Source organism: Martelella sp. K41-7 (assembly GCF_055808365.1).
Map to the genome: position 1 here is coordinate 1,680,780 of NZ_CM147867.1, position 22,837 is coordinate 1,703,616.

A 22,837-nucleotide genomic window follows, 5' to 3' on the forward strand; every position below is an offset into this window, starting at 1 on the left:
GCACGAGGACATGGCATCGAACTCAGGTGAAATCCGTGCCGGTATCGGCGGCTGGACCTTCGATCCGTGGAACGAGAGCTTTTATCCCGACAAGCTGCCGAAAACCCGGCAGCTGGAATATGCCGCCACGCAGCTTCGGGTCATCGAGGTCAACGGCACCTATTACTCCTCTCAGAAACCTGCCACCTTCGCCAAATGGGCGGCGAGCGTTCCGGATGGTTTCGTGTTCTCGCTGAAGGCCAGCCGCTATTGTACCAACCGCAAGACGCTGGCGGAGGCAGAGGGTTCAATCGGCAAGTTTCTCGGTCAGGGCATTACAGAGCTTGGCGACAAGCTCGGTCCGATCCTCTGGCAGTTCATGCCGACCAAGAAATTCGATCCGGATGACTTTGAAGACTTTCTCAAGTTACTGCCACAAGCCTATGATGGAATTCAGCTTTCCCATGCGATAGAAGCTAGGAATCCGTCTTTCGTCACGCCCGAATTCGTCCGCCTTGTGCGCCGTTATGGCGCGACGATCGTCTGCGCGGATCATCCCGAATATCCTATGATTGCCGATGTCACTGGTAATTTCGTCTATGCCCGCCTTCAAAAGGGCGCAGACGATAGTCCGCACTGCTACGCCGACGCAGAAATGGATGGCTGGGCCGGGCGCCTGCAAAGCTGGGCAGAAGGTGGAATGCCCGACGATCTGCCGCTTGTCGATGATGCCAGGCCGGAGAAAACGCCACGAGACGTCTACGCCTTCTTCATCACCAATGGCAAGGTTCGTGCGCCGGCCGGCGCTATGGCTTTGCAGCAGAAATTCAGCTGATCGCGCTCAAAGGCGGCAGGTGGTTCGGCAGATCTTCCGCCGTCAGCCCCTCACCCGCCCGCTTTGCCGCTTCGCCATGAAGAAAGGCTCCGGCGCAAGCCGCTTCGAATGCCGGCATGCCCTGAGCCAGCAAGCCACCGATAATGCCGGCAAGAACATCGCCGGACCCCGCTGTCGCCAGCCATGGCGGGGCGTTGGTGTTGATCACAACGCGGCCGTCAGGTGATGCGATAACGGTGTCCGCGCCCTTGTAAAGCACGATGGCATTAGCGCGTCTGGCAGCGCTGCTTGCCTTTTCCGGTTTTCCGATGTCGCCGTTTCTCGCAATATCGGGAAACAAACGCGCGAATTCGCCCTCATGCGGCGTCAGCACGCAATGTGGCTCACCGCCTCCCAGAAGGCTGAACAGCTCATTGGGATTTTCCGCAAAGGATGTGATCCCATCGGCATCCAGCACCAGCGGCCGTGCGACAAGGGCTGGCACGAATGCCCGCGCCTTTTTACCGATACCGAAACCCGGCCCCAGAACGAAAGCGGACAGACGCTTGTCATTCAGCCAGTCATCAAGTGTGGCAACGTCTGAGATCGATTTAATCATCACCGCGGTGACATGGGTCGCCGCGACAAGCGCGGCATTGGATGGCACAGCGAGTGTCACCAGCCCGGCGCCGGTTTTCAGCCCCGCCACGGCCGAAAGGCGTGCTGCACCGGTGGCGGATGGTCCACCGCTGAAAACGCCGAGATGGCCGCGCCTGAATTTATGTGCGTCTGCCGAAAGCACCGGCAGGTTACCGCCGAAAATTGCCGGGGTATTCAGGCTGTGAATGCCACCTGCTTCCGCCAACATGCGCTGCGGAATACCGATATCGAATACCTCGAGGTGGCCGCAATGTTTGCGCCCCGGAAGCAGATAATGGCCTGGCTTGGCACGCATGAAGGTCACGGTATGGGTGGCCCGGAACGCGGCACCCAGAACCTGCCCGCTCAACCCGCTGATGCCTGACGGCAGATCGACCGAGATCACAGGAATGGCCGCCTCTGCGACGGCTTCGGTCAATGCTGCGACATCGTCGGAAAGAGGACGCTGCAACCCTGCGCCAAACAGCGCATCGATGATGACATCGCCGGGCTGGCGCTGGTACTGCCGTAGCGGACGGCTTTCCATCTTACACTCAGCCCGGGCGCGAGCGGCATCCCCTCCAAGCCGGTCCGGATCGCCAAAATGATGAAGCATCACTGGAACGCCGGCCGCGCTTAGCGCCCTTGCCGCAACATAACCGTCGCCGCCATTGTTGCCGGGACCGCAGAAAACTACCGCACGTGCCGCTTCAGGAAACAGACGCAGAAACGCCGCCGATACCGCACAGCCTGCCTGCTCCATCAGCCCGTAGCTGTCGATCCCGCTTGCCGCCGCCAGTGTGTCGGCACGACCCATTTCTTCCGGTGTCAGAAGCAGCATTAATTAGACCTCCGTAATGCGTGAACGAGTAGAACGACAAATCAATCAGAAGCGCAAGCGTGACCGACAATCTGTCCAACCAATAGTCAATTGCCTATATTTTAGACATCAATGATTGCTCAAACGCCATGCACAGCCCGGCAATCGCGTTCAGCTCGCCCTACTCTTGACGCAAACAGGCCTCTTGGCGAACCTGATTTCAGTGGCACAAGCGCAGTGCTGCGGTATTCGTAAAAAGACGCTTTCATTTTCGGGCGTTTAAGCGACAACATTGTCAACTTGGCATGTTATATGCATATGAAGTGAAGAGCGGGCCGATGCCTGCTTCAACGGGAGAAGCGGAGAGCAATTTTCTCATGAAAAAGATCGAAGCGATCATCAAACCTTTCAAGCTGGACGAAGTGAAGGAAGCCCTTCAGGAAGTCGGCCTGCAGGGTATCACTGTCACAGAGGCGAAAGGCTTCGGGCGCCAGAAGGGTCACACGGAACTTTATCGTGGCGCCGAGTACGTCGTTGACTTTCTTCCCAAAGTTAAGGTCGAAGTCGTACTGGCAGACGACAATGTGGATGCCGTCATCGATGCCATCCGCAATGCCGCGCAGACTGGGCGCATCGGCGACGGAAAAATCTTCGTTTCCAACGTCGAGGGCGTCGTGCGTATCCGCACCGGCGAAACCGGCGTTGACGCCATCTGATCCATCCCTCCTCTTTTCATCCGAAAAGGCGGAGAATCCCTATCGTCATCTTCTTATGCAAGGAAAACGTTAAATGACGACAGCTGCTGAAATTATGAAACAAATCAAAGACAACGACGTCAAATTTGTCGATCTGCGCTTTACCGATCCCAAGGGTAAGCTGCAGCATGTGACGATGGACGTTTCGGCTGTCGATGAAGACATGTTCGCCGATGGCGTGATGTTCGACGGGTCGTCAATCGAAGGCTGGAAAGCCATCAACGATTCCGACATGGTTCTGATGCCCGACACAGCTACGGCGCATATGGACCCGTTCTTTGCACAGTCCACAATGGCTGTATTCTGCGATATTCTCGAGCCGCTGTCCGGCGAATCCTACAACCGCGACCCGCGCGGCACGGCCAAGAAGGCCGAAGCCTACCTGAAGTCGACCGGTATCGGCGACACCACCTTCTTCGGTCCCGAGCCTGAATTCTTCGTCTTTGACGACGTTCGTTTTTCTGCAGAGCCCTACAATACAGGCTTCCAGGTCGACAGCACCGAACTGCCGTCGAATGCCTTTACGGAATACGAAACCGGCAATATGGGCCACCGTCCGCGCATGAAGGGCGGCTACTTCCCGGTTCCCCCGGTCGATAGCGTCCAGGACATGCGTTCGGAAATGCTGACGGTTCTTGCCGAAATGGGCATCACCGTTGAAAAGCACCACCACGAAGTGGCTTCCGCTCAGCACGAACTCTGCATGGTGTTCGACACGCTGACCCGGATGGCCGACAAGACCCAGATTTACAAGTACGGCGTTCACCAGGTTGCCCATGCCTATGGCAAGACCGCAACCTTCATGCCGAAGCCGGTCTATGGCGACAACGGCTCGGGCATGCACGTTCACCAGTCAATCTGGAAAGACGGCAAGCCCACCTTTGCCGGTGATGAATATGCCGGTCTGTCGGAGAACTGCCTGTTCTACATCGGCGGCATCATCAAGCACGCCAAGGCCATCAACGCCTTCACCAACCCGCTGACCAATTCCTACAAGCGGCTGGTCCCGGGTTTTGAGGCTCCGGTTCTGCTGGCATACTCCGCCCGTAACCGTTCGGCATCCTGCCGTATTCCGTTCGGCTCCTCGCCGAAGTCCAAGCGCGTTGAAGTCCGTTTCCCCGATCCGGGCGCCAACCCCTACCTCGCCTTTGCAGCCCTGATGATGGCCGGCCTTGACGGCATCAAGAACAAGCTGCACCCCGGCGATGCCATGGACAAGGACCTCTACGACCTGCCGAAGGAAGAGCTGAAGGAAATCCCGACGGTTGCAGGTTCGCTCCGCGAAGCGCTTGAGAGCCTTGACAAGGACCGCGAATTCCTCTCCGCCGGGGGCGTATTCGATGACGACCAGATCGACGCATACATCGAACTGAAGATGGAAGAAGTTCTGCGTTTCGAAATGTCGCCGCACCCGGTCGAATTCGACATGTACTACTCGGTCTGATTTTAGCCCGTATCGGTTTCAAACCGGAAAACCGGTCGCCATTTGGCGGCCGGTTTTTTCATTATTTTCAAAGACTTTGACGTTGAATCCGCCAAACCTCTTGCAGCCGCGCCGGAGCATTTCCATATAGGAACTGAAAGGAAATGCTCATGAAGATACGCGAAGCGAAATACAATATTGGCGATATCGTGCGCCACCGTACGCTTCCCTTTCGGGGCGTCGTGTTCGATGTCGATGCGGAGTTTTCCCGCACAGATGAGTGGTACAATTCGATTCCGCCGGAGATCCGGCCGGACAAGGACCAGCCCTTCTATCATCTCGTCGCCGAAAACGACGAAAAGGGGTATGTGGCCTATGTCTCCCAGGGCAATCTCGAACACGATCTGAGTGGTGAACCGCTGCGCAATCCCCAGATCGGCGAGATTTTCACTGTCACCGACAATGGCCAGCTGGCCCCCCGTCATGCGGTATCGCACTGAGAGCCCGATTTAAAAGTTGTTGAGTGATATCAGAAGGATGTGATTCAACCACCTCTGCCAAGAACGTGGAGGATCGCATGCCCTGGACTGATATCACCCGCCTGCAGCATAACCGGGATCGCCTTCGCTATCCAACCGATTTGACGGACCGTGAGTGGGCTGTAATTGCTCCACTGATACCGCTGGCCAAGCCCGGCGGGCGGCCACGGAAAACGAATATGAGGGAAGTGGTGAACGCGATCCTTTATATTGCGGGCAGCGGCAGTCAATGGCGGGCTCTGCCGAAGGACTTCCCTCCGGTCTCCACGGTGCGAGGCTATTTCTATGGCTGGCGCGACATCGGCCTTTGGCAGACCATCAATCATCTGCTCGTCTGCGCTACGCGCGAACTGGAGGGGCGCGAGGCCTCGCCCACAGCCGGTGTCATCGACAGCCAGAGTGTCAAGACCACCGAAAGCGGCGGGGTTTCGGGCTACGACGCCGGCAAGAAGATCAAGGGCCGCAAGCGCCACATCATCACCGATACGATCGGGCTGATGCTGTTCGTGCTTGTCCATGCTGCCGATATCCAGGACCGCGACGGTGCGCCCGATGTCCTGAAAGCCATCCGCTACCGTTTCCCCTGGTTGCGCCATGTCTTCGCAGATGGCGGCTATGCCGGGCAGAAGTTGCGAAAAGCGCTGCGCGGATGCGGCCAATGGAACCTTGAAATCATCAAGCGCTCCGACATAGCGAAAGGCTTTGAGGTTCTGCCCCGCCGATGGGTGGTGGAGCGCACCTTCGGCTGGTTCGGACGATGCCGTCGGTTGGCCAAAGATTGGGAAAAGTCCATCGCAAGCGCCACAGCATGGGTCAACATCGCCAGCATCAGGGTGATGACCAGACGCCTCGCACGATATTGTTTCCCATCATGAACTTTTGAATCCGGCTCTGAGACAGCCAAGTTCGGCTTTCCCAATCAGCGTAAAAAAGCCCGGTCGCGATGAAACGACCGGGCTTTTGTTGTGTCGGCTTAATTTATTCGGATCAGTTGCCGGTCGCGTTCTGCTGCGCTTCCTCGATCCGCTTGCGGCGGTCGACAGCCATTTTCTGGATGGACTCATCCAGGTTGCGCTGGCTTTCAACGAGATCGGGCTGGCTGATCGGGTCGCCGTCAAAAGCTGCGGTAAAGCCGCTCAGGGTCACGTCGACAGGATTTGGCTGCTGGCGCACGTTTACCGAGGTGAAGGTCACCTGACCACCACGCTTCATGGCGCTGACCAGCGTGTCAGTCAGCGGCGCACGCGCGATGCACTGTTCGGCGGTGCAGATCTCGAAATTGATGCGCTGCGGACTGGAATTGTCAATCTGCATGGCCACCCCGGCCGGGATGATGCGGAATGTCGGAACCGTGACCTGCAGCGTGGGCTGACCATTTTCGCCTTCCGGTATAATCAGTCCGACGGCCGTCAGAACCTGACCATTTTCGGCGCGGGCGTAGTTCTGAACGATACAGACCTTGGCATCAGCGTTTTCGTTGCAGGTCTTGAACCAACCCTGGGTCGGCAATCCGCCACCCTGCTGCGCCGGTTGCTGCTCCTGAGCCGTTGCGGCGCCGGTCGAAATACCGGCAACGGCGAAAGCGCAAACCGCGACATGCTTCATAAATCTGGCGCGTGAAAGCATGAAAAATCTCTCCTGGTTCGTCTGCATGAGGTCAATGGTGATGGAACCTGCATGCCTAATGTTACCGAAATGCGGCAGACTGTCCCTGTTTCGGGCCTCAACCGCCAGTGTTTCCTCTGATATCGTCACATTTGATCGTGATCCACCCCTGAAAGCGTCTAAATTAGCGCGAAACCGCAAAATCCCAATGGTATTTCGCCAAAGATGGCGCTCATGGTAATCTGCTCGCCCGAAGGATCACGTCAGGACGAATCAATGCGCTTAATTGTTCCTCTCCTCGTTTCAGTGGCTTGGGCCGGCGTCGCTGCGGCCAATCCGCTTTACGGCATCGCCATGCACGGCGCTCCTGCCCTTGCTCCAGATTACCAGCATTTCAGCTACGTCAATCCCGATGTCAAGAAGGGCGGCGAAATCACCTATGGTGTGATCGGTTCTTTCGATGCGCTCAATCCGTTCGTCATCAAGGGCATGCGCTCTTCGGCGCGAGGCCTTTGGGAAGAGGAATTCGGCCATCTGGTTTACGAGCCTTTGATGAAGCGCTCGCGCGATGAGCCGTTCACGCTTTACGGCCTGCTTGCCGAAACCGCGGAATGGGACGACGAGCGCAGCTATATTCAGTTCAACATGGACCCGCGCGCCAAATGGGCGGATGGCGAACCCGTGACGCCTGAAGACGTGATGTTCACCTTCAATCTCTTGAAAGAAAAGGGACGCCCGCCCTATAACCGCCGCCTCGATCTCGTGGAGAAGATGGAGAAGGTCGGAGAGCGCAGTGTACGCTTCACCTTCAATGACAAAGCCAACCGGGAAACACCGCTTATCTTCGCGCTGATGCCGGTGTTTCCCGAGCACGCACTTGATCCCGACACGTTTGACACAAACACCATGGCCATGCCGCTTGGATCCGGGCCCTATGTCATTGACGGCATGGAGCCAGGTCAGCGGATCGTCTATACTCGCCGCGACGACTACTGGGCTGAAAATTTGCCCTCGATGGTCGGCTTTGCGAATTACGACAAGATCACCGTCGACTATTACCTGCAGAGTTCAACACTGTTCGAGGCCTTCAAGAAAGGCGCAGTCGATGTTTTTCCCGACGATGATCCGAGCCACTGGGCGCGGGCCTATGATTTTCCCGCAGCCACTGACGGTCAGGTGATCAAGGATATGTTCGAGCCACAGACGCCGACAGGGATGATGGGCTTCGTGTTCAACACCCGCCGGCCCAAATTCGAGGATGCGCGGGTACGCGAAGCGCTGTCGAATATCTTCGACTTTCAGTGGGTGAACAGGACGCTGTTCGACAATGCCTATGCGCGCACCGAAAGCTACTGGCAGAATTCAGATCTCGGCGCCTATGGCAATCCGGCAAGCGAAACCGAACGCGAACTGCTGGAAGGCGCGGTCGATATCATCGATCCGGCAATCCTTGCCGGCGACTATACCATGCCCGTCACCGACGGGTCCGGCTCCGACCGCAAGGTTCTGGGCGCTGCTGTGCGTCTTATGGCGGAGGCCGGCTACAGGATCGACGGCGGCAGGATGATTGGCCCGGATGGCAACCAACTGGCCTTTGAAATGATGACCACCAGTGCCGCGCAGGAGAAACTGGCGCTTGCCTATCAGCATTCGCTGAACCTGATCGGTGTGGCGATGACGATCCGTACCGTGGACGACGCCCAGTACCAGAAGCGCCTTAACACCTTCGACTATGACATGATCGTTTTGGTCGCGCCGGGATTCTACTATAGGTCCTCGCTGTCTCCGGGTGCCGAGCAAATCTGGCGCTGGGAATCGCGCTCGCGCGATATCGAAGGCACATTCAACTTTGCGGGTGTGGCCAGCAGCAATGTTGATCGCATGATTGACGACATGCTGGAGGCGCGTTCCACCGAAAACTTTACCGATTCGGTCCGTGCTCTCGATCGTCTGCTCGTCAACGGCCACTACATGCTCCCGCTTTATCATCGGCAAGGCCAATGGCTTGCGCGCTGGAGCGATATTGAGCCGCCGGAACACACACCTATCTATGGCTATCAGCTGCCCACCTGGTGGGATGCGACCGCGCAATAAACACGGTGGCCGTAAAACAAATCTGGAAAGGAACGGTATGAACACCGTAACCATCGACGCCGTCATCGACGTCGTCTGCCCCTGGTGCTATCTGGGCAAGGCGCGTCTCGATCGCGCCATCTCCGCGCTCGCCGACGATCTCGAGGTAGTGGTGCAATGGCGGCCCTTCGAACTGGATTCCACCGTCCCGCCGGAAGGCGTCGACAATCAGGCTATGCTCGCCGAAAAGCTCGGCAGCCCGATCCGTCGTGATGAAATGCACGCCCAGCTCACCGAACTCGGCCGCGAAGAGGGCATCACCTTCAATTTCGAAAGAATATTGATCCGCCCGAATACACTCGATGCCCATCGCCTGCTGCTCTGGGCCCACACTGAGAGCATCGCCATGCAGAATGCGGTGATCGACAGGCTCTACAAGGCGAATTTCGAAGACGGCCTCAATATCGGCGATCACAAAGTGCTTGCCGATATCGCAGCAGAATCCGGAATGGACCGGGAAATGGTCATGCGCCTGCTTTCGAGCGATGCCGATGTGGACACGGTCCGAAACGAAATCGTCAATGCCGAACAGATGGGCGTTACCGGTGTACCGTTCTTTGTTCTGAACCAGAAATACGCCTTAAGCGGCGCACAGCCCGCCGAGGTGATACAGAACGCCCTGCAGCAACTTGCGACCGCCTGATGTCGTCAGGTCTACCCGGCACCGCCGAACAGGATTCTGCAATTCCAGGGAATTGCCGGCCGAGCTTCTGAAGGGTTGCAAGCAGCATGAGGATCATGCCTGGCGCGATGCAGGGCTGATGAAAGAGCTCAAAATCAGGTTGTTGAAACGCATGGTCACCACTGAACTGGCGGCGCATCTTGGCTACGCAGACGGGAAAGATACCCCGGCTGATCAGCCGGGTGACCGATGTGGTGCTTGACGAGGTCCAGGAATGGCTTGCTGCCCGCAACCCGTTTACTATCATGTGCAAGGATCACTTCTATGCGTGAGCGTATCTGACCCCCTCATGGGCCCGGCCCGACACATAAAGTGCACAATACTCCCCCGATTTGGGATATCGGGTTCAAACCACCGTCTTGTAGTGGGGCGGCCAAAGTCATTGATTTGGTTTACCCGGAAAACCGCCGGAACGGCCAAACCGTATCCGTTGCCGGCTCCTGTGTTTTCTTCTGTCAGGCCGATTATCCGTTTGAATGAATTGGAGTATCCTGTCGCCGGAAGAACAACGACTCAGACGGTCCCCATGCAGTTTACAGTTACCGCCGAACCCGATGCCGACGATGTAAACGTCGTCGACAACAACCTTTCAGACTTCAACGATGCCGATGTCGGGCCCGCCGAACGCACACCGCTGTCGGTATTCGCGCGTGAGGACGATGGCCGTGTAATCGCCGGCATCAACGGGATGACCGCATGGGGCTGGCTCTATGTTCAGCGGCTGTGGGTGGGCGCTGAAGCGCGCGGCAGTGGTGTTGCCGGAAAGCTGCTGGATACAGCTGAAGAAGAAGCGCGCAAACGTGGCTGTCACAGTGCCTATATCGATACGTTCAATCCCGTTGCGCTGAAGACCTACAAACGCTGCGGCTACGTTGAATATGGCCGCATGGAGAATTTCATCGCTGGCCGTGACCGGATTTTTCTTCAAAAGAAACTGTAAATCAGCGCTTCTTTCAAAAAACCTTCATTTACGTATTACCCTATTTATTTGATAGTTTAAAAAGAATGATGTAAAATGGTTTTTATTGGTAATTATTATTTTCGGTGGAAATACGTATGGCAAAGCCAATCACGCCCAACAGCGCTCGCCCCGTTACTACTCGACCTGCTACTGGAGGAAAAGGGGCTTCGGTCACTCCCAGCACTACAGGTTCTGGTTCTAAAGCCAAGCCCCCTAAACGCTAGTTTATTTCTTGTTTAGATAGCGTTCATGAATCTGCCAAGATATGTCGATCTCGATTGATTTCTGATCTCGGCAGATAAGTTATTGTGATATCGCTATCATTGCCGGTGATATCGAACTGCTCAGAGGTGCCGTCTGCGCGGTAAACTCCTGTAACATAGACCGCTATTCCATCATCATTAATTATTATTGGCGTCCTTGGCATTGGTTTCATCAATCCGAAGTTTGCTTCAAGTACACTTCCGTTTTTGAGGTGTGCTTGCACAACTGTCCATGCTGCTAGTTGGTTTGTGAGAGAATGCCAAGTCGACGATCTCGTGATCATCTCGATAAATCCCCATTGAATTCATCATAAACCTGACTGCTCGTTCCCCAATTGAACGCCACGCCATACGGTAATCCTCCCCTTTTTAACGGGGCTTTTTGGTAGAATTCACGCAGCCATTTTCAGTTTCTGTGCGGGTGTCATTCCGCCGATGCCCATATTGGGTCGCTCGTTGTTATAGCTCCATAACCATTGTGTGGCGAACGCCTGCGCCTCTTCGATACTCTCGATGATGTATTGGTCAAGCCATTCGTGTCGTACTGTCCGGTTGTAGCGTTCGACATAAGCGTTCTGCTGCGGCTTTCCAGGCTGGATGTAATTCAGCGCAATGCCCTGATTTTCAGCCCAGTCCATAAGCCTTCCACTGACATATTCCGGGCCATTGTCAACACGTATTGCCAGCGGTTTGCCGCGCCACTCAATGATCTGGTTCAGGCTACGGATGACACGCTCCGCAGGTAGAGAGAAATCGACCTCAATGCCAAGCCCCTCACGGTTAAAGTCATCCAGAACATTCAAAAGCCGAAACTGCCGGCCATCGGCCAGCCGATCCGCCATAAAGTCCATGGACCAGACCGCGTTCGGCGTTGTCGGGACATTGAGTGTATCCGGTTTTTCCCGTTTCAGCCGCCGGCGTGGCTTGATCCTGAGGTTCAGCTCAAGCGCGCGGTAGATGCGATAAACACGCTTATGATTCCAGCGCCGTCCCTGTACGTTCCGCAGATAGAGAAAACAAAGGCCAAAGCCCCAGTTCTTCTTTGCCTGCGTCAAGCCGGTCAGAAGATCGGCGATCTGTTCATTCTCATCATTGCGTTTGCCTTTGTATCGGTAGCAAGTTTCGCTGACACCGAACGTTCGGCAGGCAAGTGCTATGCTCACCCCACGTATCGCCACGGCTTGCGCGGCCACCTCCCGGCGTAGAGATGGCCGCGTCATTTTTTCCCAAAGCCTCTTTCAGCAGTTCGGTTTGCATGCTCATCTCCGCATACATCTTTTTCAGACGGCGGTTCTCGTCTTCCAGCGCTTTCATCTGGCTGATCATCGACGCATCCATGCCGCCATATTTGGCCCGCCATTTATAAAAACTCGCTGAACTCACCCCGTGCTCCCGGCAAAGTTCAGGCACAGGAACGCCACCTTCTGCCTGACGCAGAATGCCAATAATCTGTGCTTCGCTAAATCTCGTCTTTTTCATCAAAATCTCCTCAGTCATAAAACCCGAGAAAATTCTACTTTTGAAGCCCATTATTTTTCGGGGGGATTACCATACCAATTAAAACCGCGACGCCACACGTCGATCCCGCAACTATCGCTACTGAAACCGAGTCTTCCATATTAAGTCTAACTTCTGAGGCAAAGCCCCAGATAAAAAGAGAAACCGACGAGCGCGCTAATACTCCGAAAGTCAAAACTTGAAGTAAAAAGTCTTCGGCACGATGAATTCTCCCTCTTCCAATAGTAATGACTTTATATGCAAGGTAACCTGCAACCAGAACGATTTGAAACTCGTATGGGATTCTAAGTAAAGTATCCAAGCCGTCTTCCTCGCTATCACTATGCTAAACTTTTGGAGTGAAATCGCAAATCTCTCGGGAGGCTGATCAATAACTAAGAGCCCGATTTAAAAGTTGTTGAGTGATATCAGAAGGATGTGATTCAACCACCTCTGCCAAGAACGTGGAGGATCGCATGCCCTGGAATGATATCACCCGCCTGCAGCATAACCGGGATCGCCTTCGCTATCCAACCGATTTGACGGACCGTGAGTGGGCTGTAATTGCTCCACTGATACCGCTGGCCAAGCCCGGCGGGCGGCCACGGAAAACGAATATGAGGGAAGTGGTGAACGCGATCCTTTATATTGCGGGCAGCGGCAGTCAATGGCGGGCTCTGCCGAAGGACTTCCCTCCGGTCTCCACGGTGCGAGGCTATTTCTATGGCTGGCGCGACATCGGCCTTTGGCAGACCATCAATCATCTGCTCGTCTGCGCTACGCGCGAACTGGAGGGGCGCGAGGCCTCGCCCACAGCCGGTGTCATCGACAGCCAGAGTGTCAAGACCACCGAAAGCGGCGGGGTTTCGGGCTACGACGCCGGCAAGAAGATCAAGGGCCGCAAGCGCCACATCATCACCGATACGATCGGGCTGATGCTGTTCGTGCTTGTCCATGCTGCCGATATCCAGGACCGCGACGGTGCGCCCGATGTCCTGAAAGCCATCCGCTACCGTTTCCCCTGGTTGCGCCATGTCTTCGCAGATGGCGGCTATGCCGGGCAGAAGTTGCGAAAAGCGCTGCGCGGATGCGGCCAATGGAACCTTGAAATCATCAAGCGCTCCGACATAGCGAAAGGCTTTGAGGTTCTGCCCCGCCGATGGGTGGTGGAGCGCACCTTCGGCTGGTTCGGACGATGCCGTCGGTTGGCCAAAGATTGGGAAAAGTCCATCGCAAGCGCCACAGCATGGGTCAACATCGCCAGCATCAGGGTGATGACCAGACGCCTCGCACGATATTGTTTCCCATCATGAACTTTTGAATCCGGCTCTAAGAAGACGCAGCGAAGAACATTTTGAATTGTCGCCCACCCGGTTGAACATCACCCGGCAATCCGGCCACCGGTCATCGGTTCCGGTACGCCTGTCGTCGTCGGAAAGCTCAAGGGAAAGCCGCGCAGCGCCCTGACCGCCAGAAACGCGAAGCATTCAGCCTCGATCGCATCACCGCGCCAGCCCACCGCCTCGGCCTGCACTGCCTCAATCCCGGCACGGCTTTCGAGCATCGCCATGATTGCCGGGTTGCGTCTGCCGCCGCCGCAGACGACCAAGCGTTCGGGACGCGCGGGCAAAAGGTCGAGCGCCTTGCCAACGGCGCCGGCCGTAAACGCCGTCAACGTCGCAGCACCGGTTGCCGGGTCCAGTCCTTCGGCCATGGCGGCGGAGAAATCGAAGCGGTCAAGCGATTTCGGGTAAGGCGCTGCGAGATAGGGATGCTTGAGCAGTTTGGAAAGCCTTGCCTCATCCACCGTGCCGGAAAGCGCAAGCGCCCCGTCGCGGTCCATCTCGCCGAGGCCGTTTGCCTTCATGAAATCGTTGAGCGGCGCGTTGGCCGGGCCGGTGTCAAACGCGATCAGCCGCTGATCGCCATCCCACCAGGTGACATTGGCAACGCCGCCGAGATTAAGCACGGCTGTCTTGCCGGATGTATCCAGACTTTTGAGCAGAGCCTGATGATAGGCCGCAGAAAGCGGCGCGCCCTGCCCGCCCGCACGGATATCCGCCGTGCGAAAATCATAGGCGACCTTGCAACCGAGAATCCTCGCCATCAGCGCGCCGTCGCCAAGCTGGCGGGTATCGCCAAGGCGTTCCTTCTGTGGCGCGCGGTGCAGCACGGACTGGCCGTGGAAGCCGACAACAGCGATGTCGGCCATGCTCATCCGCTCGCTCTCCACCAGCGCCCGCACCGCATCGGATTGCGCCCGCGTCAGCACCTTCTCCGCCTCGGCAAAGATCTTCGGTTCAGGCCCTTCAAAATTCCATTTCCGGGCAGCGGCCAGCGTTTCCTCCAGAAGGTCGCGTGTGGCCTGCGGATAGGGCGCCAGCGTATAGACACCGAAAGCCTCAACGGTGGCACCGTCTGTTTTGACAAGTGCGACATCGATATTGCCATCAAGCACGGTTCCGGTCATCAGGCCGACCGCCCAGACCGGTTTGAAATCTTCAGCCATCATTCCGCTCCGTTGATGAGGTCGCTGACACGGCGTCTGAGCGCCATGATGCCGCTGTCCGAATGGCGGCTCGGATGCACCCGATTGGTCAAAAGCGTCCATGAATAACCACGTTCGAAATCGACATAAAGCGATGTGCCGGTAAAGCCGGTGTGTCCGAGTGTGCCGTGAGAACAATGCGCGCCGCCATGCCAGTTTTCATAAGCCCGCTCCCAGCCATGGGTGCGGCGTTCCGACAGCGGCTCACGCATCAGCTTCACGACAGGATCATCTGCAGCATCGCGGTTCAACAGGCCAGACGCATGGTCGAGCACGGCATCGACCGTGCCGAAAAGCCCGGCATGGCCGGAGCCCTGGAGCGCATAGCAATTCTCGTCATGCACCTCGCCGCAGATCACCCGGTCGCGCCATGTGCAGCGTTCGGTGGCGGCCGTATCGCTTGGCCCTGCCGAAAAGGCAAAGCCCGGCCCCGGGTCCTGATCGCGGATTTTCCGGCCCGACAGCCGCTCCAGCACAATGCCGAGCAGGATGAAATTGATATCGGAATAGACCGGTGTCTCGACCCTTTGCCACTTCCGCTGCAGCACGAAGGCGCGCAGCCGGTCCGGGGAGTCGCCATAGGTATAGATCGGCTCAACCGCCGGAAAATGGGTCTGATGGCCGAGGCACTGACGGAAAGTCACCTGCCGTTCCCAGCAGTTCGGGTCATATTGCCGAAAATCCGGAATCACGGAAGTCAATGGCTGGTCGAGATCGATCGCGCCTTCACTGGCAAGCGCCAGAATGCGTTCCGTGGTGAAGATGACCTTGGTGAGTGATGCAAGATCGAACCATGTGCCGACGTCCATCAGGCGCTTTTCCGGCACCAAGGCCGCAGAACCGGTCGCCTGCGTCAGCCGCCTGCCTTCAATATCTGTAAACCCAAGCACACCACCGGGAATATGACCGCCGGAAACCGATGTTTCAAGGGCCGCGAAGGCCTTTTCGAAGCGTCCGGAAATCTCTGCTGTCATCACACCTGCTCCGCTCTCGCCATATGATCGGCGCCAAAGCTCTGCCATTCGGGTTTCGGCGGCTCATAGCCGGGCGGACGCACCAGCGAGGGCACTTCTGTGGTGTCGAGCCGGTAATCCTGCCGCCGCCGTTCAATGCTCGGCACGGCGGCAATCAGCCGTTTTGTGTAAGCGTGTCTGGGCGCGGAAAGCACCGAGGCGGCATCGCCAATCTCGACAATCTGCCCGGCATAGACCACGGCGATCCGATGCGCGATGCGCTCGACCACGGCCATGTCGTGGGTGACGAACAAATAGGAAAGGTTCATGTCGCGCTGCAACTCGGTCAAAAGCTCCAGCACCATCGCCTGCACCGAGACATCGAGTGCGGAAACGGCCTCGTCCAGCACCACCACGGAGGGCTTCAACATCAGCGCGCGGGCGATACACAGGCGCTGGCGCTGGCCACCGGAGAATTCGTGCGGATAGCGCACCAACGCGTCTTGCGGCAAGCCGACGCGTTCCAGCAGTTCGGCCATGCGGGTGCGCGTTGCCGCATCAAGCCGCCCGCCGGTGGCAATCACCGGCTCGGCGAGAATGCTGTCGACGCGCAGGCGCGGATTGAGCGAGGCATAGGGGTTTTGAAACACCATCTGGACCGGATCACCGTGCGCCGACGCCGAACCGTCCTCGCCCAGATGAAACGCACCGCGTGTCGGCTTGGTCAGCCCCATGATGGCGCGCGCCGTGGTCGATTTGCCCGACCCGCTTTCGCCGACGATACCGAGCGTTTCGCCGGGCATCAGATCGAAATCGATCCCGTCAACGGCATGCACCGCACCGCTCCGACGATTGAAAAAGCCGGAGGTGACCGGAAAGCGGACGGTCAGATCCTCGACGATCAGGGCGGGTTTGGCGGCTTGTGTTGTCAGCCGCGAAAAATCGCTGCGGACTGCGCGTCCATCGTCAAAATGCGGAACGGCCTTCAAAAGATGCTGCGTATAGGGATGCTGCGGATCATCGAGCACCGCATCGGTCTCCCCCTGCTCCACGGCTTTTCCGTTCTGCATTACCATCACCTTGTCGGCTATGCCTGCAACAAGGCCGATATCATGGGTGATGAAGACCAGCCCCATCTCGCTTTCACGCTTCAGTTCGGACAGCAGCGCCAGGATTTGCGCCTGCACCGTCACATCGAGCGCGGTCGTCGGTTCGTCGGCAATCAGCAAACGTGGATTGCACGACAGCGCCGTGGCAATCATTACCCGCTGCAGCATGCCGCCGGAAAGCTGATGCGGATGATATTTGAGGCGCCGCGCAGCATCGGGAATGCGCACCCGTTCCAGCGCATCGATGGCCGCACGCATCGCCTGTTTTCCGGTCAAGCCGTGATGCAGGCGGAAACTTTCGGCGATCTGCTCACCGATGGCATGAACCGGGTTCAGCGACGTCATCGGCTCCTGAAAGATCATGCCGATTTCCCGGCCCCGGATCGCTGCCAGTTCCTTCTCGGGCGCTGCGGCAAGGTCAATGACAGCCCCCGAACCGAGGGTGAAATCGATCCGACCGCCGGTGATCTTTCCGCCGCCGAAATCAACCAGCCGATTGACGGAAAGCGCGGTAACGGACTTGCCCGACCCACTCTCACCGACGATCGCCAGCGTTTCGCCGGGATCAAGGGTGAAGCCGATGCCGTGGACGACCTCGTTTGCGACCGGGTCCTTGCCGAAGCCGACATGGAGGTCCGAAACGGAAAGAAGATGGCTCATGCCACAGCACCCCTTGAGCGCGGATCGAGGATGTCACGCAGCGCATCGCCCAGAAGATTGAAGCCCAGAATGCCGATCATGATGGCGAAGGCCGGGAACACCAAAAGCCAGGGCGCCATTTCCATCAAATTGCGCGCTTCACTCAGCATAAGCCCGAGCGAGGCCTGCGGCGGCTGGGTGCCGAGACCGAGGAAGGAAAGCCCTGCCTCCGTCAAAAGCGCCCACGCCAGCGCCAGCGTCACCTGCACAGTCAGCGGGGCAACAAGATTGAGCAGCATGTGACGCGACAGGATGTAGGTTCTGGAACTGCCGAAGGTGCGCGCGGCATCGACGAATTCGCGGGTTTTAAGCGACAGTGCCGGGCCACGTACCACGCGGGTGAAGATCGGGGTGTAGACGAAGGCGATCGCCATCACGCTGGTCCAGGTACCCGGGCCGACAATGGTGATGATCAGGAGCGCCAGCAGGATCGCGGGAAAAGCCAGCAGCACATCCATTGCCCGCATGATCGTGCCGTCCCAGTAGGAGCCGAACCATGCCGCAGTCAGCCCCAGAACGATGCCGAGAACGGTTGCCAGCGCCACCGATGCAAACGAAACGATGAAGGATTGTGCGATCCCGATCATGAGGCGGCTTGCAACGTCTCGTCCCAGCAGATCAGTGCCCATCCAGTAGGTGGCGCTTGGGGCGTGCAGCCGGTCTATGCGAAACTGCATCAGCGGATCATGCGGGGTGAGACCGACAAGCCCCATGATGGCGATGATGAGGTAGAGCGCCACGATGGTGCCGCCGATACGCCCGCTCGGATGGGCAAAGATGGAACGTAGCAAGGTCATCATTTGCCTCCGAGCCGAATGCGCGGATCGAGTGCCGCATAGGCGAGATCAACAGCCAGATTGACGATCATGAAATTAAACGCGATGAACAACACGCTCCCCTGCACCAGCGCATAGTCACGTTGGAGAATCGCGTCCAGAACGGTGCGCCCCAGCCCCGGCAGCGCAAACACCTGCTCGACAATGACAGCACCGCCCAGAAGATAACCGAATTCCACACCCGACACGGTGACGACCGGGATCAGCGCATTGGGCAAGGCGTGATGCCAGATAACGGAGCGCGCCGGAACGCCCTTGGCGCGGGCGGTGCGGATATAGTCATCGGAGAGAATATCGAGCATGGCAGAGCGGGAGATACGGGTGACCGCGGCAGCAAAGGCAAAGCCAAGGGTCAGAGCCGGCAGGATCATCTGCGCAAGGTTTTTCAGCGGGTCTTCCCAAAGCGGTGTGAAGGTGCCCATTGCCGGCAACACGCCAAACCAGACCGAAAGCGCATAGATCGCCAGAAGTGCGACGACGAAGCTCGGCGTCGACTGGCCGACCATGGCGACAATGCGCACAATCAGGTCGGAGGGCCGTTCGGCATGGGTGGCTGCGTAGACGCCCGCAGGTAGCCCGACGGCCAGCGCCACGATCATCGAGAGAAGTGCCAGCTCCAGCGTCAGCGGAAACACCCGCAGGATGACATCCAGCACCGGGCGGCCATAGGTGACCGAGATGCCGAGATTACCCTGCAGCACGCCGCCGAGCCAGTGCCAGTACTGGCCGAACCAGCTCTGATCCATGCCGAAATAGGTTTCCAGCGAAGCGCGCTGCGCCGGCGTCAGCAGGCCGGCCTCGGTTCCCAGCATCGCCGTAATGGCATCACCGGGAACCAGCCTGATCGAAACGAAGACGAGGACGGATACCCCGAGCATGACCACAGGAAAGGTCACCAGTCGCCGGGTCAGATAGTTCATGGGGTATGCGCCTCTTGTTCTTGCCCAGCCGGTTTATTCGCCGACGGTTACAGCCGAAAGTCCGAACAGCGAGCCCGTCGGGTTGGCCTCAAAACCGCTGACCTTGTCGTTCGCAGCCGTGTAGCTGTAGCCGGTGTAAAGCCAGATCCACGGAGAGACATCGGTGATATGCTTGGAGAATTCGGCAAAGATCTCCTTGCGCTTTTCCGGGTCCGTCTCGACACGACCTTGCTGCATCAGGCTATCGAGCATGTCATCTCCGTAATGAGCGACATGGGCCAGATTGCCGTCCTTGGTCCAGTAGCGGTTATACATGGTGTAGGGGTCGGTGCGTCCGCCATTGAGCGCCACCGCCATGTCGAAATCGCCCTTCAGCCAGCGGTCGATATAAACGTTGAGCTCCATCATTTCGATTTCGAGATCGATGCCGATTTCGGCAAGCTGTGACTGGATCACCTGCGCTTCGGCAGCAGCCGTCGGCGGCTCGCCGGTCGCGGCAATCACGCTGGCGGAAAACCCGTCCTCGTATCCGGCTTCAGCCATCAGAGCCTTCGCCTTTTCAAGATCGGGTGCATAGCAGAGGAGATCGGACGGATCGGACGCGTAAGCCGGCATGGTCAGCGGTCCGGTTACCTTGCCCTCGCCCAGAAGGGCGGCATCCAGCACATCCTGACGGTCGATGGCGCAGGAGATGGCCTGACGGACCTTTTCTTCCGTCATCGCGCCCTCTTCAGCATTCAGCTGAAGCACATGATAATTCAGCACCGGCTCACGGTTGAGCGACAGGTTTGGATTACTCGGCACCAGCGTCGCGACCAGCGGATCATTGATCAGTGCGAAATCCACCTGATCGGTGCGCAGTGCTGCGAGGATTGCGGTTTCATCAGGCAGCACGGAGATGTTGATGCCATCAACACCAACAGCACCACCGGCCCAGTTCTCGTTGACGCTCAGCACTTCGCGGGAATTGGGCTCCCAGCTATCCAGAACGAAAGGTCCGGAGCCGAGCGTTTCGGTTCCGATCATACCCGCCTCGATGAGGCCTGCCGGCAAGATTGCGGCATTGATCGAGGACATTGCGGTCAACAACGGTACGTCCGGCTGCGACAGGTTGAACACCACGGTTTCATCGTCCGGGGTGTCGATGCTTTCGATAGACAGGAAATTGGCGCGCGCCGAAGCCCCGGTTTCCTCATTCAGAATACGCTCAAATGAAGCTTTAACATCCGAAGTCATAACCTTGTTGCCATTGGAGAATTTTGCATCTGCATCAAGCTTGAAGGTCAATGTCTGGCCATCCTCGGAAAATTCCCAGGAGGTGGCGACAGCCGGTGCGATATTGAGATCGCTGTCGGTACGCACCAGCGGCTCGTAAACAAGCTCCAGCAGGCGCAGCGACGAAAACGCTGTCTGCTTGTGCGGGTCGAGACCGGTGGCATCCTGCGACCAGGCCATGTTGAGCGTTGCAGCCGTTGCCGGAAATGCCGCACCGAGCGCGGCGGCAACGGCAACCGCGGAAACCAGATTTTTAAAGCGGGGTCTTCCCATGATCATATCCCTCGAGATTATTGAGTGTTGCCGATGCGGGCCTTTGCCGGCACCGGAGAGACTTCAGCTTTTGCGGCTTTTCGCCGTCTTCTGATTGATCGCCTTGCGCAGAAAACCGCCCGTCTCCGTCAGAAGATCGCGGCCCTCCTGCAATTCCACATCTGACAGCGCCATCAGAATGGCGAGCTTGACGTCGTTTCCGGTTTTCCAGAGCAGGCTTTCGGCGGTATCGTCCGAAACGCCGGTGGCCTCCATCACGATGCGCATGGCACGTGCATAAAGCTTGGCATTGGAGACCGTCACATCGACCATCAGGTTCTGATAGACCTTGCCGATGCGGATCATGCTGGCTGTGCTCAGCATGTTGAGAACGAGTTTTTGGGCCGTGCCGGATTTCAGGCGGGTGGACCCTGCAAGGACTTCCGGGCCGACAACAGGCGCAATTGAAATATCGGCGATTTCCGCGATCGCGGAGGACGGATTGCAGGACAGAGCGATGGTTACCGCCCCGGTTTGCCTGGCATAGTTCAAAGCGCCGATGACATAGGGCGTGCGGCCGCTGACGGCGATCCCGACGACGACGTCCTTCGCGCTCAGGCTGATTGTCTTCAGGTCTTCAGCGCCCAGCACCGGGTCGTCCTCGGCGCCCTCGACCGCCGTGGTGAGCGCCTTCTGGCCGCCTGCGATCAGGCCGACGACCATGCCGGGCGGCACGGAAAATGTCGGCGGGCACTCGGATGCGTCCAGAACCCCAAGCCGGCCACTGGTACCAGCACCTATGTAGACAAGACGGCCGCCGGCGTTGAAGGCGTCGACAATGCGCTCGACGGCCTCGGCTATGGCTTCGGCCTCGCGCCCGACCGCGATTGCGGCGGCGCCATCCTCTGTATTGATCTTCTCGATGATTTCGCGCGTTGACAGCAGGTCGAGTTCGAGCGTGCGCGGATTACGCCCCTCGGAAACCAGTTTTTCAAGCTCGCCGGCCAGCAAATTCACAATCAGTTCCCCTTTATGGCAGGCGGTGCGTATTGTTGTTTTTCGTCACCGCGACTTCACACGAACGCTATAATCGCAAATTCCATTTGTCAAATCCAATTCAGAATAATTTATTCCATACAGAAAAGGCATACCGGCTCTGTCCGCGGGCTGCCCAAGGCCACGATAGGTCGTTACGCTTTCGCAATCATTCCGTTGTATTCCGGGATTAGGGAATTTATTATTCCGCGCCGAACGCAGGCTGAACGAGAGGAAGACCGGTGTCCGTTCTGAACGTGATCGAAGCACAGCTTGAAAGCCTTGCGCCGGCGGACCGCCAGATCGGCCGTTTCATTCTGGACCATCCCGAAGAGGTTCTGCGCCTGTCTTCAGCGCGCCTTGCCGAAGAGACCGGCCGCAGCCAGTCCAGCGTGGTCAAATTTGCCCAGAAGTTTGGATTTTCCGGCTATCAGGACCTGAAATTCGCGCTCAGCAAGGCCTCTGCCCGCGAATGGGGCACACCCGGCGCACTGCACAGCACGATTGAACTCGCCGACAGCCCGGCGACTGTTGCCCAGAAAATGCTGGCGAGCAAGATGCACGCCATGCAGCAGACCATGGCAGCCAATGACGAACGCGAGATTGCACACGCGCTGGAGCTGATCGACACGGCAACACGCATTCATGTGGCCGGTGTCGGCGCCTCGTCACTGGTGGCCCGCGACCTCTGCCTGAAACTGCAGAAGCTCGGGCGCTATGCACTCCATGATGCCGACAGCCACATTCAGATGGCCAATGTCTCGGCCGCGAAAGCCGGCGATGTGCTGTTTGCGCTTTCCCATTCCGGCACCAGTATCGAGACCGTGCGGATTGCAGAACTTGCCCGCAAGCGCGGCGCGGCGGTCGTTTCGATCACCGGGCCGCAGCAAAACCCGATTGCACGACATGCCGATATCACGCTCTATACGATCGCCGACGAAGAGCGGGTACGCTCTTCCGCGATCACCTCGCGCGACGCCCAGCTGATGCTGACCGACTTCCTGTTCATTCTGCTACTTCAGCGCCAGGAAGACGCCGGCGATTATATCGCCGATAGCGGTGAGGCCGTGACCGCGCTTAAACTCGGCTCCGAGAAATGA

General features: G+C 57.8%; 22 protein-coding genes. 11 read left to right on the plus strand and 11 right to left on the minus strand.

Annotated elements, in window-relative coordinates; translation table 11 throughout:
- Positions 1-10: 10 nt before the first annotated feature.
- Positions 11-814: a DUF72 domain-containing protein gene (locus tag AC0L7L_RS07970; protein WP_473513256.1), complete on the plus strand. Its 804-nt coding sequence runs from the start codon at positions 11-13 to the stop codon at positions 812-814.
- Here the strand turns inward: AC0L7L_RS07970 and AC0L7L_RS07975 are convergent.
- Positions 807-2,273 carry an NAD(P)H-hydrate dehydratase gene (locus tag AC0L7L_RS07975; RefSeq protein ID WP_473513258.1) on the minus strand — a complete coding sequence of 489 codons (1,467 nt, stop codon included), beginning with the start codon at positions 2,271-2,273 and terminating at the stop codon, positions 807-809. The genes AC0L7L_RS07970 and AC0L7L_RS07975 overlap by 8 nt on opposite strands.
- Before the next feature lie 356 nt (positions 2,274-2,629).
- Between AC0L7L_RS07975 and AC0L7L_RS07980 the strand changes: the two genes are divergently transcribed.
- The 4 genes from AC0L7L_RS07980 (at position 2,630) to AC0L7L_RS07995 (ending at position 5,844) form a co-directional block, all read left to right on the plus strand.
- The gene (locus AC0L7L_RS07980) at positions 2,630-2,968 is read left to right on the plus strand and encodes a P-II family nitrogen regulator (protein WP_024707846.1); all 339 of its coding nucleotides are present in this window, start codon (positions 2,630-2,632) and stop codon (positions 2,966-2,968) included.
- Positions 2,969-3,041: 73 nt separating this feature from the next.
- Positions 3,042-4,451, plus strand: coding sequence for a type I glutamate--ammonia ligase (gene glnA / locus AC0L7L_RS07985; protein ID WP_473513261.1), 1,410 nt, complete (start codon positions 3,042-3,044; stop codon positions 4,449-4,451).
- Positions 4,452-4,600: 149 nt separating this feature from the next.
- A complete protein-coding gene (hspQ, locus tag AC0L7L_RS07990) occupies positions 4,601-4,930 on the plus strand; it encodes a heat shock protein HspQ (RefSeq protein ID WP_473513263.1) in 330 nt (109 codons plus the stop codon).
- A gap of 77 nt (positions 4,931-5,007) precedes the next feature.
- On the plus strand, positions 5,008-5,844 hold the full coding sequence (locus AC0L7L_RS07995; protein WP_272212434.1) for an IS5 family transposase: 837 nt from the start codon (positions 5,008-5,010) through the stop codon (positions 5,842-5,844).
- 112 nt (positions 5,845-5,956) lie between these two features.
- On the opposite strand, the gene AC0L7L_RS08000 is transcribed toward AC0L7L_RS07995, so the two are convergent.
- A complete protein-coding gene (locus AC0L7L_RS08000; protein WP_272211301.1) occupies positions 5,957-6,595 on the minus strand; it encodes an invasion associated locus B family protein in 639 nt (212 codons plus the stop codon).
- 255 nt (positions 6,596-6,850) lie between these two features.
- Between AC0L7L_RS08000 and AC0L7L_RS08005 the strand changes: the two genes are divergently transcribed.
- The 4 genes from AC0L7L_RS08005 to AC0L7L_RS08020 all read left to right on the plus strand — a co-directional run bounded on the left by AC0L7L_RS08005 (position 6,851) and on the right by AC0L7L_RS08020 (position 10,329).
- A complete protein-coding gene (locus tag AC0L7L_RS08005) occupies positions 6,851-8,668 on the plus strand; it encodes an extracellular solute-binding protein (RefSeq protein ID WP_272211302.1) in 1,818 nt (605 codons plus the stop codon).
- Positions 8,669-8,705: 37 nt separating this feature from the next.
- Complete coding sequence (locus tag AC0L7L_RS08010) at positions 8,706-9,350, plus strand: DsbA family oxidoreductase (RefSeq protein WP_272211303.1); 645 nt, start codon at positions 8,706-8,708, stop codon at positions 9,348-9,350.
- Between the two features lie 179 nt (positions 9,351-9,529).
- A complete protein-coding gene (locus tag AC0L7L_RS08015; RefSeq protein WP_473513265.1) occupies positions 9,530-9,661 on the plus strand; it encodes a hypothetical protein in 132 nt (43 codons plus the stop codon).
- A gap of 254 nt (positions 9,662-9,915) precedes the next feature.
- Entirely contained in the window at positions 9,916-10,329 is a 414-nt protein-coding gene (locus AC0L7L_RS08020) for a GNAT family N-acetyltransferase (RefSeq protein ID WP_272211306.1), read from the plus strand.
- 676 nt (positions 10,330-11,005) lie between these two features.
- On the opposite strand, the gene AC0L7L_RS08025 is transcribed toward AC0L7L_RS08020, so the two are convergent.
- Positions 11,006-12,092 (minus strand): IS3 family transposase gene (locus AC0L7L_RS08025; RefSeq protein ID WP_473513268.1). Its coding sequence is split into 2 segments (ribosomal slippage): positions 11,006-11,837 and positions 11,836-12,092, totalling 1,089 coding nucleotides; the frame shifts between segments, so codons are not numbered across the junction.
- A gap of 34 nt (positions 12,093-12,126) precedes the next feature.
- A complete protein-coding gene (locus AC0L7L_RS08030; protein WP_473513270.1) occupies positions 12,127-12,432 on the minus strand; it encodes a hypothetical protein in 306 nt (101 codons plus the stop codon).
- Between the two features lie 154 nt (positions 12,433-12,586).
- On the opposite strand from AC0L7L_RS08030, the gene AC0L7L_RS08035 reads away from it, so the two are divergent.
- The gene (locus AC0L7L_RS08035) at positions 12,587-13,423 is read left to right on the plus strand and encodes an IS5 family transposase (protein WP_272210312.1); all 837 of its coding nucleotides are present in this window, start codon (positions 12,587-12,589) and stop codon (positions 13,421-13,423) included.
- A gap of 68 nt (positions 13,424-13,491) precedes the next feature.
- On the opposite strand, the gene AC0L7L_RS08040 is transcribed toward AC0L7L_RS08035, so the two are convergent.
- The 7 genes from AC0L7L_RS08040 to murQ form a co-directional block, all read right to left on the minus strand.
- The gene (locus tag AC0L7L_RS08040; protein ID WP_473513272.1) at positions 13,492-14,619 is read right to left on the minus strand and encodes an anhydro-N-acetylmuramic acid kinase; all 1,128 of its coding nucleotides are present in this window, start codon (positions 14,617-14,619) and stop codon (positions 13,492-13,494) included.
- The gene (locus tag AC0L7L_RS08045) at positions 14,619-15,632 is read right to left on the minus strand and encodes a serine hydrolase domain-containing protein (RefSeq protein ID WP_473513274.1); all 1,014 of its coding nucleotides are present in this window, start codon (positions 15,630-15,632) and stop codon (positions 14,619-14,621) included. The genes AC0L7L_RS08040 and AC0L7L_RS08045 overlap by 1 nt, the downstream gene beginning before the upstream one ends.
- The gene (locus AC0L7L_RS08050) at positions 15,632-17,380 is read right to left on the minus strand and encodes an ABC transporter ATP-binding protein (protein WP_473513276.1); all 1,749 of its coding nucleotides are present in this window, start codon (positions 17,378-17,380) and stop codon (positions 15,632-15,634) included. Before AC0L7L_RS08050 ends, AC0L7L_RS08045 begins: the two co-directional genes overlap by 1 nt.
- Positions 17,377-18,216, minus strand: coding sequence for an ABC transporter permease (locus AC0L7L_RS08055; protein ID WP_272211315.1), 840 nt, complete (start codon positions 18,214-18,216; stop codon positions 17,377-17,379). Before AC0L7L_RS08055 ends, AC0L7L_RS08050 begins: the two co-directional genes overlap by 4 nt.
- The gene (locus tag AC0L7L_RS08060) at positions 18,216-19,175 is read right to left on the minus strand and encodes an ABC transporter permease (protein ID WP_473513278.1); all 960 of its coding nucleotides are present in this window, start codon (positions 19,173-19,175) and stop codon (positions 18,216-18,218) included. Before AC0L7L_RS08060 ends, AC0L7L_RS08055 begins: the two co-directional genes overlap by 1 nt.
- Positions 19,176-19,208: 33 nt before the next feature.
- Entirely contained in the window at positions 19,209-20,723 is a 1,515-nt protein-coding gene (locus AC0L7L_RS08065) for an ABC transporter substrate-binding protein (protein WP_272211317.1), read from the minus strand.
- Between the two features lie 63 nt (positions 20,724-20,786).
- The gene (murQ, locus tag AC0L7L_RS08070; RefSeq protein ID WP_473513280.1) at positions 20,787-21,719 is read right to left on the minus strand and encodes an N-acetylmuramic acid 6-phosphate etherase; all 933 of its coding nucleotides are present in this window, start codon (positions 21,717-21,719) and stop codon (positions 20,787-20,789) included.
- A gap of 260 nt (positions 21,720-21,979) precedes the next feature.
- Here murQ and AC0L7L_RS08075 point away from each other — a divergent pair, with 260 nt between their 5' ends.
- Complete coding sequence (locus AC0L7L_RS08075; protein ID WP_272211318.1) at positions 21,980-22,837, plus strand: MurR/RpiR family transcriptional regulator; 858 nt, start codon at positions 21,980-21,982, stop codon at positions 22,835-22,837.